Annotated in this window: 12 protein-coding genes; 3 read left to right on the forward strand and 9 right to left on the reverse strand. The window is 64.8% G+C overall.

The features are described 5' to 3' along the window. Positions 1–9 precede the first annotated feature (9 nt). Entirely contained in the window at positions 10–951 is a 942-nt protein-coding gene (locus BCY88_RS04385) for a DMT family transporter (RefSeq protein ID WP_183081272.1), read from the forward strand. On the opposite strand, the gene BCY88_RS04390 is transcribed toward BCY88_RS04385, so the two are convergent. The 7 genes from BCY88_RS04390 to BCY88_RS04420 form a co-directional block, all read right to left on the reverse strand. After that, complete coding sequence (locus BCY88_RS04390) at positions 919–1,467, reverse strand: hypothetical protein (RefSeq protein ID WP_120343068.1); 549 nt, start codon at positions 1,465–1,467, stop codon at positions 919–921. The genes BCY88_RS04385 and BCY88_RS04390 overlap by 33 nt on opposite strands. A gap of 36 nt (positions 1,468–1,503) precedes the next feature. Continuing rightward, complete coding sequence (locus BCY88_RS04395) at positions 1,504–3,555, reverse strand: alkyl/aryl-sulfatase (RefSeq protein WP_120343069.1); 2,052 nt, start codon at positions 3,553–3,555, stop codon at positions 1,504–1,506. 198 nt (positions 3,556–3,753) lie between these two features. Continuing rightward, complete coding sequence (locus BCY88_RS04400) at positions 3,754–4,665, reverse strand: LysR family transcriptional regulator (RefSeq protein WP_120343070.1); 912 nt, start codon at positions 4,663–4,665, stop codon at positions 3,754–3,756. 36 nt (positions 4,666–4,701) lie between these two features. Then, positions 4,702–7,584: an Hsp70 family protein gene (locus BCY88_RS04405; protein WP_183081273.1), complete on the reverse strand. Its 2,883-nt coding sequence runs from the start codon at positions 7,582–7,584 to the stop codon at positions 4,702–4,704. Beyond that, complete coding sequence (locus BCY88_RS04410) at positions 7,581–9,431, reverse strand: Hsp70 family protein (RefSeq protein WP_120343071.1); 1,851 nt, start codon at positions 9,429–9,431, stop codon at positions 7,581–7,583. The genes BCY88_RS04405 and BCY88_RS04410 overlap by 4 nt, the downstream gene beginning before the upstream one ends. Further along, positions 9,428–10,027 (reverse strand): DUF2760 domain-containing protein, encoded by a 600-nt coding sequence (locus BCY88_RS04415; protein WP_120343072.1) that lies wholly within the window; start codon positions 10,025–10,027, stop codon positions 9,428–9,430. The genes BCY88_RS04410 and BCY88_RS04415 overlap by 4 nt, the downstream gene beginning before the upstream one ends. Before the next feature lie 314 nt (positions 10,028–10,341). Further along, a complete protein-coding gene (locus tag BCY88_RS04420; RefSeq protein WP_120343073.1) occupies positions 10,342–11,238 on the reverse strand; it encodes a LysR family transcriptional regulator in 897 nt (298 codons plus the stop codon). 132 nt (positions 11,239–11,370) lie between these two features. Between BCY88_RS04420 and BCY88_RS04425 the strand changes: the two genes are divergently transcribed. Next, entirely contained in the window at positions 11,371–12,030 is a 660-nt protein-coding gene (locus BCY88_RS04425) for an NADPH-dependent F420 reductase (RefSeq protein WP_120343074.1), read from the forward strand. 53 nt (positions 12,031–12,083) lie between these two features. Here BCY88_RS04425 and BCY88_RS04430 read toward each other — a convergent pair whose 3' ends face one another. Continuing rightward, complete coding sequence (locus BCY88_RS04430) at positions 12,084–12,941, reverse strand: oxidoreductase (protein ID WP_120343075.1); 858 nt, start codon at positions 12,939–12,941, stop codon at positions 12,084–12,086. 116 nt (positions 12,942–13,057) lie between these two features. On the opposite strand from BCY88_RS04430, the gene BCY88_RS04435 reads away from it, so the two are divergent. Next, positions 13,058–13,993 carry a LysR family transcriptional regulator gene (locus tag BCY88_RS04435; RefSeq protein ID WP_120343222.1) on the forward strand — a complete coding sequence of 312 codons (936 nt, stop codon included), beginning with the start codon at positions 13,058–13,060 and terminating at the stop codon, positions 13,991–13,993. A 156-nt stretch (positions 13,994–14,149) separates the two neighbouring features. Here BCY88_RS04435 and pstS read toward each other — a convergent pair whose 3' ends face one another. Further along, positions 14,150–15,241 (reverse strand): phosphate ABC transporter substrate-binding protein PstS, encoded by a 1,092-nt coding sequence (gene pstS / locus BCY88_RS04440; RefSeq protein WP_183081274.1) that lies wholly within the window; start codon positions 15,239–15,241, stop codon positions 14,150–14,152. Positions 15,242–15,254 lie beyond the last annotated feature (13 nt).

The raw sequence follows: 15,254 nt of genomic DNA on the forward strand, positions 1-15,254 counted from the left end.
GTATGCGGTATGGGTAAGATCAGGTGGTTCATCACGGCACTGGCGCCGGTGCTGTGGGGCACGATGCCACTGACGGCAAGCGAGGCCACCGGGCCCGGTCATCCGCTTTTCATCGCGAGCGTGCGCAGTCTTGGTGCCGGTCTCGTGATTCTGCTGCTGTTCCGCCGACTGCCGCCACGCGCGTGGCTCGGGCGGATCGTCGTCCTCGGCACGGTCAATATCTCGCTGACATTCGGGTTGTTTTTCGTCTCGGCTGCGCATTTGCCCGGCGGCATGATCACCATTTTCATGGCGCTCGCGCCGTTCTGGGCCGCGTTGCTGAGCTGGCCGCTGCTCGGCCAGCCGGTGCGTGCCGGGCGTTTGCTGCTGATCGCGTTCTGCGTGCTGGGCGTGGCCTTGCTGGTTCGCGCATCGCCTGCCGCGCTCAATCCGATTGGCGTACTGGCGGGACTCGGAGCGTCGTCCGCAATGGGGTGCGGGATCGTCCTGTTCAAGAAGTGGAACCGGCCGGATACGCTGCTTGTGTTCACCGGCTGGCAGTTGCTGGCAGGCGGTGTGTTGCTCGCCGCGGCCACGTTACAGTTCGAGCCGTTACCCGCGCAGTTGGGACTGCGTAACGGCTTCGCACTCGGCTATCTTGTGCTCGCCGCGACGATCGTCGCCTATGGTCTGTGGTTTCGCGGTATCGAAGAGCTCGGCGTGCAACGCACTTCGATGCTGTTACTGCTGGTGCCCATGGTGGGACTCGCGGTCGACATCGTGTGGCTCGGCAAGCATCTGACGGCGTGGCAAGGCGTGGGCGCGGCGATCGTCCTGGGTGGCCTTATTCTCGACGCGCTGGCGGGGCAGCGCGCGCAGCGTCTGGGCGGGCAACGGGTACAGGCAGACAGCTCGCCGCAATCCGCGGCGCTGTCGCCCTCATCCGGGCACCAATGGGAGCGGGTCGAGTAGGATTGCTGGTGCAGCGAGGGCGTCGTTCAGCACGGCGCGAAGTTGTGCGGTGTGCTCCACCCCAGCATCGAGCATGACCAGATCGCCGGCAAACGCCGCGTCGATCGAGAGCCGTCCATCGAGCACGGCTCGCAATGCCGTTTCCGACGTCACGAAGACGATGTCGCGGTCAGCCTGATTGTCCGCTGTCACGTTGGGCGCCTCGGGCGTGATGTCCGGATCGAAGCCGCGCCCGGTAGCGTGAAAAAATCCCCACGTTCCGATTTCGATCAGCAGCACGTAGAAATCCGGCAGCGCCAGCAACTCGCTGGCCGGTTTCGATGTTTCGAGCCGGGCGGTCAAACCCTGTAGCGCGTCGACTGCGGCCGCGCGCATCTTCGCATTGCTCAAGGCGCCATCCAGCAGGCTTTCCGGCAGCGTGCCCGCGTCGATGGCGTTGCGCGTCGCCACCGCCACCGAGAGGGCCAGCGGATGGTCGACGTTGAATTCGAGCTTCAGTTCGCAGATAGCGCACATGGCCGGATTCGTCCTGTAGTCGGATGCGGTGTGGGTTCAGGGCGTGACGATGTTGAACCAGAAGTCGAAGTTGTCGAGCCACGACACGAATTCGCCAAGTTTCTTCGTATCGCCACTCAGTTTCGCCTTGCCGCTCATGACGAGTTTCTCCATCGTGGCGTTGCCCATCATGACGTCGTTCAGATCCGAGCGGGTCATGGTGACGGTGGCGTCCGCGCTATTCGAAGTCTGGCCCTTCGAATAGTGAAGCGCGGAGTTCTCGACGCCGACCAGATAGTTTTCCTTCGTATCGGTCATGACGAAGTTAAACGAAATGGTCTTGCCGGCTGCCCGTTCGGCGTTCAGCCGGACGCCCTGATAATCGAGAAACATCTCGAGCGGCATCGCCTTGATCGTGTCGGGGCTTTGCGAACTGCCGAACGGCACCTTGTGCACGCCGTTGCGCAATTCCATGGCGCCGGTCAGATAGAAGTTGCGCCAGCTCGACGCTTCCGACTGGTAACCCAACTGTTCGTAGGCGTCGGCCAGCATATGTTTGGCGGCCACGTTCTGCGGCTCGGCGAACACGACATGGTTCACCACTTCCGCCACCCAGCGATACTCGCCCTTGTCGTAATACGCTTGCGCCTTGCGCAGCACGGCGGCGGAGCCACCCATGAACTCGACGTAGCGCTTGCCGTTCTCGACCGGCGGCAGGCGATGCAGATTCGCCGGCACGCCGTCGAAGAAGCCGAGCCGCAAATTGTATTGCGCCACGAGGTCGTGAAACACCGTGCCGTAGTAACTGCGGCAATACCACTGTCGCGCCAGTGAATCGGGCAAGCGCAGCGAGTCCGCAATTTCCAGCGGCGTATAGCCCGTGTTGGCAAGACGCATGGTCTGGTCGTGCAGATAGCGATACATGTCGCGCTGCGCTTTCAGGAACGCGATGATCCGCTCGTTGCCCCAGGTCGGCCAGTAATGCGAAGCGAATAACACCTGCATGTCGCTGCCGAACATGTCGATGGCGGCCTGCAGATACTTCGACCACAACAGCGCGTCGCGCACCTTGGCGCCACGCAGCGTGTAGAGGTTGTGCAGCGTATGGGTCGCGTCCTCGGCGGCGCAGAACGCCTTGTACTTCGGAATGTAGAACATGAATTCCGACGGCGCTTCGGACTCAGGCGCCATGATGACGGTCATCTCGACACCGTCCATCACCAGTTTCTGCCCGGTCGTGGTGGCGAAGTCGGTTGGCGTGAGCAGCGTGATCGCGCCGACCGACGTGGTCTTGCCGAGTCCGGCATCCACCACGCCCGCGGGACCGCGCGGCAGCAGATTGCCGTACATGTAGGCGGCGCGCCGGCTCATCGCATTGCCGGCAATCACGTTCTCGCCCACCGCGGCCTCGGTGAAACCGGCCGGCGCGTAGATCTTGACCTTGCCTGATTTCAGATCGGCTTCGTCGACAATGCCACGAATGCCGCCATAGTGATCAGCGTGGCTATGCGTATAGATGACGTGAGTGATCGGTTTATCGCCGATATGCGGAATGACTAACTGTTTCCACACTACACCTGATACGTCGGCTGTCATCAGCGGGTCGATCACGATCCAGCCCGTGTCGCCGCGAATGATGCTCATCACCGAAAGATCGTAGCCGCGCACCTGCCAGATGCCGTCGACTACTTCGAACAGACCGTGATTCATATTCAGCTTGGCGTTACGCCACAAGCTGGGGTTCACGGAATCGGGCGAGTTGTTTTCGGGGCCGCCCTGAACAAAAGAAAATTGCCCGAGATCCCACGCCGCGCCGCCTTTTGAACTGGGGATCACGCCTTCGGGCAAGGTCGCGATCAGCCCGCGGCTGGCGTCCTGGAAGTCTTGCGTGTCGTTGAATGCCAGCTGATTCGCATAAACCGCGTTGGCCTCGCGGGTAGCCTTCGTGGGGGGCTTGGAGCCGATGCCGGTAGCGGTTGGACCGGCCGCGGTTTGTGCCAGCGTCTCTCCGGCAACGGTGCCAATTCCGCTTGCAATGCCTACTGAAACGACACCCTTCAGAAATCCTCGACGTTTTGATGCGGAAGCCTGATTATTTTCGTCCGACATAGATCACCCTCCATGTTTTCCAGACGTCCCATTGGCGATTAACGCCTAGGGGGCTTTTACTTTCCGCGAGTGTTTGTTCGCGCGAGTAATCGTAGTCAATGGAAAGAGGGTGCGCAATGTTCTCGTGAAAAATTTGCCGAAGCGCGCAGCGGTGCGCGGGCTTTCAATCTGATTTGCCGAACTTTTACTTATGTAATGTCATTCGAAATAGCTAACCGCGAGATCGATGAACTCGCGGATTTTGCGCGGCACGAATTCGCGGCTTGGATAAACGAGTGAGACCGCGACATCACCGTTGAGCACGGTGTATTCGCCGAGGATGTGTACGAGGGTGCCGGCGCGCAACTCATCGCTGACCATTTCGAGCGGAAGCAATGCGATACCCATTGCGCCGAGCGTCGCCTGCTTCTGCATGATCATGCTGTTGACCGTGAACGACGCATCGAGCGTGATGCTTTCCTCGTTGCCAATGTCATTGCCGTTGTGGCCGTTCCTGAATATCCAGGTCTGCGGACTGGCGTCGAGCGATGCGGCGATCACCCGGTGTCGCGCGAGATCAGCGGGGGTGGCGGGACAACCGGCTTCGGCCAGATAGGCGGCGGCTGCCACCGGCACCACGTGCGAGTTGATGAGACGGCGCACCACCAGTGATTCGGAACGGATCATATGCTCGGTCACGATACCCACGTCGAAGCCGCCTTCCAGCAGATCGACGCGTTTTTCGGTGAGCGTGACACGCAGATTCACGTGGGGAAATTTTGCCTGGTACTCCGCAAAAAGTGGTGTGAGCCGGAACAGCGAGAAGCTGCCCAATGCCACGATCCGCAGATCGCCCACCACTTCCTTCGAGGTCGTCGTGGCACGTGATTCGACCTCTTCGAGTTCCGCCAGCACGACCCGGCAGCCTTCGGCATAGTCGGCGCCGGCTTCGGTCAGCACGACCTTGCGCGTGGTGCGCTGAAGCAGCCGGATGCCCAGGTGCTTTTCAAGGCTCGACACATGGCGCGTCACGACCGAGGTCGAGACACTGAGCTGCTCTGCGGCTTGCGCGAAACTGCCCGCGTCGGCGACCTTGACGAAAGCCTGCATGGCCTGAAACAGATTGATCATGATGATGCGAAATACGTATTCGTTAAGACAGGTTCGTCATGGTGTTGCCGCGATCAGCTTCAGCCCCGCGGGTAGCGATTCGCCGAACACGCGACCTTCATCGGCATCGTCGAGCTCCACGGTCTCGCTGACCATTGTGATCCACGCGTGCGGCGCATTGGCCGCTTCGAGCCTGCGCACCACCGTATGGCGCAGCGCTTCGGGCAGGTCGCGCGAGCGGTCGCCGGTCATCCGGGCAATCTGCACGGCGGCAAATGCGGCGGGGTCGATCTTCTTCCAGTCGAGCGCGAGGATGGCGTTCAGCCATTGTGCGGCGATGTCCGGTGGCACGACGCTATGCGCGCTGCCATAGAACGGCCGCCGTGCGCCGATGCGGCCGACCGCCCACCAGCTTTGATGATTTTCCGCAGGCTTCTTCAGCCGCGTGAGCACCGACTCGCCGAGCTCGATCTTGCGTTCGACCGGAATCCGTTCGAGCGACGCGGCGAGCCGGACCATGTCGGTGAAGCCGGTTTTCGACACGTCGAACGGCAGTTTGTGGCGCGATTGCGCGGCCGTTTGCAGATAGGCCATCGCGTCGAGCACGCGCAGTTGCGCGCTTTCGTCGAGACCGCCCGCCGCGCGCCGCCATAGCGTCCACCATTCCGACCAGACCTGGCTTTCGTTGACATACTGGATGCCGTCGTCGAACAGCGACCAGAGTTGCTCGACACGCCATTCGTCGAGCGGATAGCCGAAACCCGGCCGTACGCAATAGCCGGCCAGATTCAGCCACAGGCGTTCGTGGTCCGCCGAGCGCCGCCGACGGCGCGCGCGTTCCCATAGCGCACCGAACAGCTCGCGCAGCAGCGCGCTGTTCCAGCCTTCGCGCGGGCCGAGCAGTTGTTCGAGCTGCGAGCGCAGGCGTTTGACTTCCTTGGGGTCCACTTTCTGTGCGCGCGAGCCGAAGCACCGGTCGATATGGTCGATCGCTTCGTCGAGGGCGGGCTGCCGGATGTGTGCCGGGTCCGCGCTCAGGCTCACCTGAGCGTCTTCACGACGCAACTGGAATTCGAGCAGCCAGCGTTGCGCCGGATTGTCGAGTTCGATGCAGTGCACGTCGAGTGTGCCCACTTCGGTCAGGGACGTGGCGATCTGTACCGCGGTTTCGCCGCGCGCCGTGCTCGCGCCGGGCGTTTGCACGATCGTGGCGATGGGGGGCAGTCGAACGAAATCGCCTTGCGTGAGATCGGCCAGTTCACCGGCACGATAGACCGTGTCCGCGCTTGAAGAGGCCAGGTGAAAGCGCACCGGGTGCCCGAGACGCAGCGCGAACGTACGGTCTTCGATGCGGATCTCGTGGCCTTCTTCGGTGCCGCGTGGCAGCAGACAGATGCCGCGTTCGCCTTCACCGCTTTCGTCGAGCGCGAGGAAGTAACTGCGTGCCGAGCCGCCACCGATTTTCGGCGCCAGGCCTTTGCGGGCGAGGGCATATGCCACCGCGCCGCGCGCCACGGCGACGTCGGGATTGTCGTTGTGCAGAACGTTGAGCGGCTCGCCGCGCCATGCGCCCAAGGTGCTGGCGAGACGCTGCGTGAGCGCCTCGGCGCGAAACACGCCGCCGTTCAGCAGCAGCGTGTCGGGAATCGGCAAAGGCTCGTCCTGAGCTTCGCCAGTATCGGAGCAATGCGCGGAGGAGTCCGAAGCAGAACCGAGCGCCTTGCGCGATTGCGCCGCGAAGCGGCTTAGAAACGCCGCGATATGGCGCGTGACCGCCGCGTCGGTGGCATAGGGCAGGCCGAACTCGACGATCGCGCCGCGCGGCCTGCCGGGCCGTTCATGCGATGCCACCGCCGGAAAGAATCCGTCGACCATGATCTGCTCGACTTCCTCACGGGTGACCTGCACCGTGCGTGCGCCGCCGATCAGCTTCGCGCCCGCGCCGAGCAGCGTGATCGAAGCGGATTCCGGTGCGTGCGGGCCGAGCAGTTGTTCCTTCGCGCCACGGCAACGTTCGACCAGTTGCGACAGACTCGCCGCCGACAAACGCGTGCGCTCGTTGCCGGTCTGAGGCAAACGCGCCTCGACCCGGTGCGCGAGCGCGAGGTCCATGTTGTCGCCGCCCAGCATCAGATGGTTGCCCACGCCGATGCGCGTGAGTTCTGGCTCGCCGTCGCGCATGCCGACTTCGATCAGCGTAAGGTCGGTGGTGCCGCCGCCCACGTCGCAGATCAGCACGAGCCGGGTGTCCGAGAGTTCGGTTGCAAGCTGCTCGCGGTGATGAAACAGCCAGTCGTAGAACGCGGCCTGCGGCTCTTCCAGCAGCCTCAGCGTGGGCAGGCCCGCCATGCGCGCCGCTTCCACCGTCAACGCCCGTGCGCCTTCGTCGAATGACGCGGGCACCGTCAGCACGACGTCCTGCGCCTCGAGCGGCGCGTGCGCAAAGCGCTGATTCCAGGCTGCCCGTACGTGCGCCAGATAGCTCGCGCTGGCTTCGACCGGCGAGACCTTGCGGACATCGTCCGCGGCGCCCCACGGCAGGATCGGCGCGACCCGGTCCACCGAAGCGTGCGACAGCCAGCTCTTCGCGCTCGCCACCAGCCGTCCCGGCACCTGGCCGCCGAGCGCGCGCGCGAGCCGGCCGATCACGACGGCTTGACCGGCCTCATCCATCCGGCCGGGCGTGCTGCTATCCGAACCGTCCGCCGCGCGCCACGGCAACGGCAGATCGCCCGCGCTCAGCTCGCCCGGCGCCGCGTGATACCGCACCGAAGGCAGCAGCGGCCGCGCGGCGACTTCGCCGAGACTCACCAGCTGCTCGATCTCGAAGACGTGAATCTCCTGCGAGCCCACTTCGGGATCGCCCGCCGCAGCGTATGCCAGCACCGTGTTGCTGGTGCCGAGATCAATGCCGACGCTATAGCGCTTCATCGCCGTCATGCATTGGCGCTGCCGCGCACGTCGAACTCGACCTTCCAGCGCTCGTCGGTGCCGCGCGGTACGGCTTCGAGTTCGAGCGTGCCGGCTTCCGTCACGCGCGCATGCAGTTTCACCGGCACGACTTCACCGGCGGTGCGGCCGGCCGACGGCAGCGTCGCCTGGATTTCTTCGAGTTCCTGCAGTTCCTCGGGACCCCAGAAATCGAGGAGCGTGCCGACCTGATCCTGACGACGCACCGACGATCCGAAGAAGCGGAAGTGCACCGGCTCGCCGACCACCAGCCCGAACTCCTGCGCCGGCAATTCGGCCTCCGTACCTTCTTCCATGCCGAACGGTGCGACGCAGAGTGCCTGCACCGGCGGCTCGAGACCGGGGACGGCGGGCATCGCCGATTCGATCGCGATGTAGTACGCGCGCGCCGTGCCGCCGCGAATGCGCACGCCCTGGCCGCGGCGCACATAGCCGTAATACGCCGCACCGCGTGCCACGGCGAGATCGAGATCGGCGCCTTCGAGCAGGCGGGCTTGCGGCGCGCCTTCTGCGCCGAGCCAGCCATTGAGCGTGCCCATGATCCGCTCGACCAGCAGCGGCGACTTGAACACGCCGCCGTTGAAGAGCACCGCGGTGGGGTGCAGGAAGCTCGCGCCTTCGGCGGTGGCGATATCGCGCAAACCTTCGAGTTCGGCGAGCGCACCCACCTGGCGGCCAAGGAAGGCCGCCAGATGCCGCGTGATGCCCGCGTCCTGCGCATACGGCAGGCCGAGCTGCGTCAGACCGGCCCGCGCGCGGCTCACCGGACGCGCCGCGCTCTCCACCTGCGGGAAGAAGCCTTCGAGGATCGTCTGGGTCAGCTCCGCGCGCGTCAGTTCGGTGCGGATCGAACCGCCGATCAGCTTCGAGCCGCGGCTCGGCACGACGAGCGGCACGGTCTCGGCCGACGGGTCGCTCAGCAGCGTTTCCTTCGCCGCGCGGCAGGCGTAAGTGAGGGCGCGCAGTTGCCACGCGTCGGCCTGGGTGCCAAGGGCCGCGAGCTTGCGCGCGACCACGTGAGCCAGCGCGAGGTCCATGTTGTCGCCGCCCAGCAGAATGTGCTCGCCGACCGCGACGCGATGCAGTTCGAGATTGCCTTCACGCTCGATCACGGCGATCAGGGAGAGGTCGGTCGTGCCGCCGCCCACGTCGACCACGAGAATGATGTCGCCGACCTTGACCTGCTTGCGCCACTGGCCGCCGCTCTTCTGAATCCAGCTGTACAACGCGGCTTGCGGTTCTTCGAGCAGCGTCATGCGGCCGTAACCGGCGGCTTCCGCAGCTTCGGCGGTCAGCTCGCGCGCGGCCGGATCGAACGACGCGGGGATCGTCACCGTGATGTCCTGCTGGCTGAACGGCGCGTCCGGATGCGCGTGATCCCATGCTTCGCGCAGATGGGTCAGATAGCGCACCGAGCTTTCGAGCGGCGACACGCGCGCGACTTCGCGCGGCGCGTCGTTCGGCAGAATCGCCGCGCGACGGTCGACGCCCGGATGGCACAGCCAGCTCTTGGCGCTCGACACGAGCCGGATCGGCGTGGCCGCGCCGCGGCTGCGGGCGAACTCGCCGACGGCGAATTCGCGCTGGCCGGTCCAGGGCAGGTACAGGTCGCCTGAGGCGAGTTCGTCGGGATGCGGCAGGTAGAGGAACGAAGGCAGCAGATCGAGGTTGTCGATCGCGCCGGGGCCGGTCAGTTGAGCGACCGGCAGCACGCCCTGGGTGGTCTTTTCGCCGTCGCTGGCTGTGGTGTCCACGTAGGAGAGCGCGCAGTGCGTCGTGCCCAGGTCGATACCGATAGAGAAACGCGCGCCGCTCATAGCTCCACCTCGGCCGGTGCGATCACCCTGGCGTTATGGCTATCGGCCAGCTTCGGCAGACGCACTTCGTCGACACGCCAGCCGCGATGGCTGATGCTGCCGTTGAACGGCGCCTTGCCGACCACGTTGCCGGTCAGGCGAATCGCGCTGGCGTCGAAACCTTCGGCCAGCGTCACGCGGCTGCCTTCGGCTTCGTCGCGCACCGGACGGATGCTGAAATGCTCGCGCAGCGTCGCGCGGCAGCCGTCGTGCACGAGGCGGGCGGCGGCGCCGATGTCGGCGTCGCTATAGCTCTTGATGTCCTCTTCCACGAAATCGATGAAACGCGCGTCGCGTTGCAGCAGGCCGAGCAACTGGAGCGCGGCGTCCGGGCTCGCTTCCTTCAGCGTGGGCGCAGGCTGAGGCGCGGGGGCTGGCGCCGCGGCCGGCGTGGGGGCGGCTGCGGGGCGCGCGGCAGTGGCACTGCCAACGGCGCCGGAGCCACCATTGCGCAGGCGTAGCACGCCGGCGGCGAACTCACCATCGCCGAGGATGCTGAAAAAGGTACCGACGGCGAGTGAAATCCTGCCGAGGAAAGAGGGGTTCGAATCTGTCATGAATGCTCCTGAGGGGCTCTGTTAAAGGACGAGCTGTCCTGGCTGCGCCGCATGCGACGGGCCCGGCGCGCCTGATTGGCTTGCTGGGCCGTTGTCATGCGTGATGGCGAGGGTCGGCGGCCGGCAAGCCGCCGAGGTCTGATTCATCCGGATTTGCGGTGCGTCGTGGTGCATCGCAGTGCATTTCGCGCGCGCAAACCCGTATTTTGCCTTGTCGCGCGCCCAAAGCGGACAAAGCCGGCAATTCTAGCGGTCAATCGACGGAGATTGGCGGGTGGTGCAGGGTGGTCGCCGGGAATGTCCGGCGGCGGACTTCATACGGCGTGAGGTCCGAATTCGGCCACCACCTGGTCGATAAACGCGCGCAGTTTCGGGGTGACGCGGCTCGCTGGAAAGACCAGGTGCATGGGGCGCGCGGGCGCCTGATAGCCCTTTAGCAGGCGCACCAGCCGGCCTGCCGCGAGCTCGTCTTTCACCGCCACTTCGGGCGCGAGTATCACGCCGCCGCCGTGCAGGGCGGCGGCCAGCAGCGCTTTCACGTCGTTGGCCTGAAAGCGGCCGGCAATCGGCACCACGTGCTGGCCGTGCGCATCGGCAAAACGCCATTCGGTCTCGACCGGCAAGCTCGTGTAGACGAAGCTCAGACACTCGTGCGCCGTCAGCGCTTGCGGTGTAGCCGGCTCGCCATGCTCGGCCAGATAGCCGGGCGATGCGCATGCGACCAGCCGGTACGGCATCAAGGGCCGCGCGATCAAGGACGAATCCGATAGCGAGCCGAGCCGGATCGCGGCTTCAACCCCTTCGTCGACCAGGTCGACAAAGCGGTCGGTCAGCGCCAGTTCGACTCGTACCTCGGGATGCGCCTTCAGGTAGCGCGTGATCATGGGGGCCAGACAGCAGGTGCCGAAAGTCACCGGTGCGGTGATACGCAAACGCCCGCGCGGCGAGGCCGACAGTTCCTGCGCGACCGATTCGGCCGCTTCGGCATCCGCCAGCAGCGCCTTGCAGCGTTCGTAGAAAATCTGGCCGATCTCGGTGAGGCTCTGGCGGCGCGTGGTGCGGTTGAGCAAACGCGCGCCGACACGTTCCTCCAGCGTGCCGACATGCTTGCCGGCCATCTGCGCGGAGATGCCGAAGGCGAGCGCGGCCGCGGCGAACGAGCCACTGTCGGCGGTTTTCACGAACACGGCCATGCTGGTCAAACGATCCATTATTCCCCACTCACAGTTTCGACAGCCGTCGAATTTTGCCAATTTATCCGGTTGAAGTTTTGAATCATAGTGCTTCTCACCGATGGGCGTGGCTCAACGGAGCGATCCTCAGACAGACATGGAGTGTGAAACATGAAGATAGGCATTCTCGGCGCCGGCTTTATCGGCCGCGCGATGGCGGCGCTCGCCAGAAACGCGGGTCACGAAGTGATGATCAGCAATTCCCGTGGTCCGCAGACACTGACCAGCACGGCTGCGGCGCTTGGCTGTGCGCTCGGCACGGCAGAAGAGGCGGCGAAGTTCGGCGACGTGGTGATTGTCGCCGTGCCGTTCGGAAGTCTTGGTGCGCTGCCGGTTGCGGCGCTCGACGGCAAGATCGTGATCGACACGTGCAATCACTATCCCGATCGTGACGGCCGGATCGAGGCGCTGGAGAGCGGCTCGACGACCACCAGCCAGATGCTGGCCGCCGCGTTGCCAGGCGCGAAGGTGGTCAAGGCTTTCAATGCGATTCTGGCGAGGGATCTCGAAACGCACGGCAAGCCGGCCGGCGCGGGGGACCGCCGGGCACTGCCGCTGGCCGGCGACGATGCGCAGGCCAGAGAGGTGGTGAGCGGACTCGTCGACCAGTTCGGCTTCGATCCGGTCGATGCCGGGACGCTCGCCGACAGCTGGCGCTTCGAGCGTGCGAAGCCGGTTTACTGCATTCCGCTGGATCGGGCGGGCATCGTCGAAGGACTGGCTGCGGCGCGACGGGACGTCGAGCTGCCGCATGGGTCCTGGCGGCGCTGAGCCGGCGTTCAGCGCCGGCCCGTTCGATCTCGGCCGGCTATCGTGCAGGAAAGTCAGGCAGGGAAATCAGTCGATGCCGATAACGTCCTCCACGTTTCGGTTTCCTCGGTGACGTAGGCATTTTTCTCGGCGATGGCCTTCAGGGTGTCGGTGCCAAGGGGCAGCCGCAGCGGCGGCGTTTGCGCATCGACCAGTTCGACCATGGCGGCCGCGAGCTTATCCGGGTTGCCCGGCTGGTTGTGGTTCAGGCTGGTCGCGAGCCGGCGGACCTTGCCCGATGTCTCGTCATAGTCCGCGATCACGTTCCCGGCCACCACGAGCGACGACGCGTCGAGGAAGTCGGTACGGAAATATCCCGGCTCCACGACGGTGGCGTGAATGCCGAGCGGCTTGAGTTCGGCGTGCAATGCCTCGGTCAGGCCTTCCACCGCGAACTTGGTCGAGCAATAGGCGCCGAAGCCGGCGGCGGACCGGTAGCCGCCGATCGACGACATATTGATGACGTGACCCGCCCGCTGCGCGCGCATCACCGGCAAAACGGCGCGCGTGATGTTCAGCAGGCCGAAAATGTTCGTGTCGTACATACGGCGCACGTCGGCGTCGCTGGACTCTTCGATTGCACCAAGCAGACCGAATCCCGCGTTGTTGACCAGAACGTCGATGCGGCCGAATCGTTCCACCGCGGCTTGAACCGCGGCTTTCGCCTGAGTTTCGTTGGTCACGTCCAACGCCAGCGGCAGGAGGGCCGGCGAGTCGCCGAAGCGCTCGGCGATCGCCGCGGTATTGCGGCCGGTGGCAACGACCGCATTGCCGTCGGCGAGCGCCGCCTGAGCGATCAGGGCGCCAAGGCCGCGCGAGGCGCCGGTAATGAACCAGACGCGCTTGAAGCTGTTGTTGGCTGGGTTGACCATGATGTTGCTCCTACGTTTCGAGTGGAAGTGAACGAATCATAGGAGGGGCGATTGGCACAAACTAGCCATGGATTGGTAGACTGATAATCAACTTTTATTTGCTAATCCGAATGGCCATGAACGAAGTTCGCGCGATCACGATATTCGTCCGGGCCGCGGCGCTGGGTAGCCTGCGCAAGGCGGCCGTGGACCAGGGCATCTCGCCGCAGGCCGCGAGCCACGCGGTGATGCAACTGGAAAAGGCGCTGGGGGTTCGGCTTTTCCATCGAACCACGCGCAAGCTGAGCCTGACTGAGGAGGGGCAGGGACTGCTGGAAAGCGTGAAACCCGCGTTGGCCGTATTGTCCTCGGCACTCGACGACGCGCGGCGCGCGAAAGACGAGATTGCCGGGCCGCTGCGGGTGAGCGCGCCAAGAGCCATGGGGCAGACCGTGCTGTGGCCGTATTTCATGGAATTCGCCGAACTGCATCCGAATGTGCAACTGGACGTGCAGTTCGACGATCTCTTCACCGACCTCGTCGGCGATCGCGCCGACGTCGGATTTCGCGGCGGCTCGCCGCCTTCGGGCGGCACGATCGCGCGCCGGCTCCTGCCGATTCAACTGATCGTCTGCGCCTCGCCCGCGTATATCGAGCGGCATGGCGCGCCGCGGACCATCGACGAACTCGACGCCCACCATTGCACCGGCTACCGGCGGGCGAATACCGGCAAGCAGGCGCCGTGGGAGTTTCTCATCGGCGAGGAGATCGTCTATCGCGACATCGCGACCACCTTATGCGTCAACGATACGGACGCGGAGACTCAGGCCGTGCTGGCCGGGCTCGCAATCGGTCAACTCGGCAGCTTTTCGGCGACCGTGCCGATCAGGCGAGGCCAGCTTGTTCCGCTGCTTGTCGAGCACGTCACGCAGCGTGAAGCCATCTACATCTACTACCGACACCGAACCGAGCAGCCGCTGCGCGTGAGGACGTTCATCGATTTCATGGTCGGGCGCCTCGCGGGAAACACGAATTTCTACTTCGAGCCGGCCGAGCTTCGTGCGGCGCGTTGAGCCGGTGCCCGGTTTTCAGGTTCACGCTTGGCACACTCCGCTTGGCACACCCTTGGTACATCAATACGCACGACGGTGTTTGTCCGCGCTGCATTGCGGCCATGAGCGCCGGGTGGCGGCGTCCCCATGTGAGGGGGGCACGCCGCCGGCAGAGCGCTATTTGATCGACTGAATCTGCGCCTGGCTCAGCTCCCACGTATGCGGCGGCAGTGGAATGAAGTGCACCGTATCGAGGTAGGCCTCGTTCGTCTCCGACGGCACGATGGTCCACAGCAGGAACCTGCGCAGCGCGGCGGCGGTCGCGGCGTCGGGTTGTTTTGCCGACACCACCGCGTACTCGTAATTGACGAGCGGATAGGCGCCCGATGCCGGCGCGAACACGAGGCTCAGCCGTTCGTCGGGCGGCGTGCGCGGGCCGAGCGAGGCGGCACCTGCCGTGATCGTGTCCTTGCTGGGCAAGACGAACTCGCCCGCTCCGTTCTTGAGCGCCGCGGTACCGAGTTTTGCCTCGGCGAGTTTGTCGGTGAAGCTGACACCGACGTAACCGAGCGACCACGGTGTCGACTGCAGCGCCTGCACCATGCCGGCATTGCCCACCGCGCTTGCACTGCCCGGCACCGCGGGCCACGCGATGCTCGTGCCGTAGCCCTTGTCGCTTTCCCAGGCGGGCGTCGAGAACGACAGGAATTGCGTGAACACGAACGTATCGCCGGAGCCGTCGGCCCGATGGATCGGCACGATCGGGTGATGAGGCAAGGCCACGCCGGGGTTGAGCGCCGCGATCTGCGGCGCATCCCAGTTGCGGATCGCGCCGGTGTAGATCCCGGCGAGCACCGGGCCGTCCAGTTTCAGATGCGTCGCGTTGAGGCCCGGCAGGTTGTAGTTGACCGTCTGCGCGGCGATGGCGAGTGGGACGTTGATGATCTGCGGGTGCTGCCTCATATCGGCATCCGACATGTAGGCGTCGGACGCACCGATCTGCACCTTGCCCGTCAGGGCCTGCTGGATACCGGCTTCCGAACCGGTCGCGCCGGTGCTCACGTGAATGCCTGGGTGCGATTTGGTGTACGCATCCACCCAGGTCGTGAACAAGGGGTACAGCAAGGTCGAGCCGGTTTCGCTCAGCGTGAGGTCCTGTGCATTGGCCAATGCGCCGGTCATCAAGGTGAGCGCGGCAACGCACAGCGGCGCGCCGGCGATATGCCGCCAGCGCGAGCGCAGTACCGGGTTCTTGTGTTGCTCAGTCATGCGTGTCTCCGTC

This window comes from Paraburkholderia fungorum (assembly GCF_003610895.1).
GTDB lineage: Bacteria > Pseudomonadota > Gammaproteobacteria > Burkholderiales > Burkholderiaceae > Paraburkholderia > Paraburkholderia fungorum_B.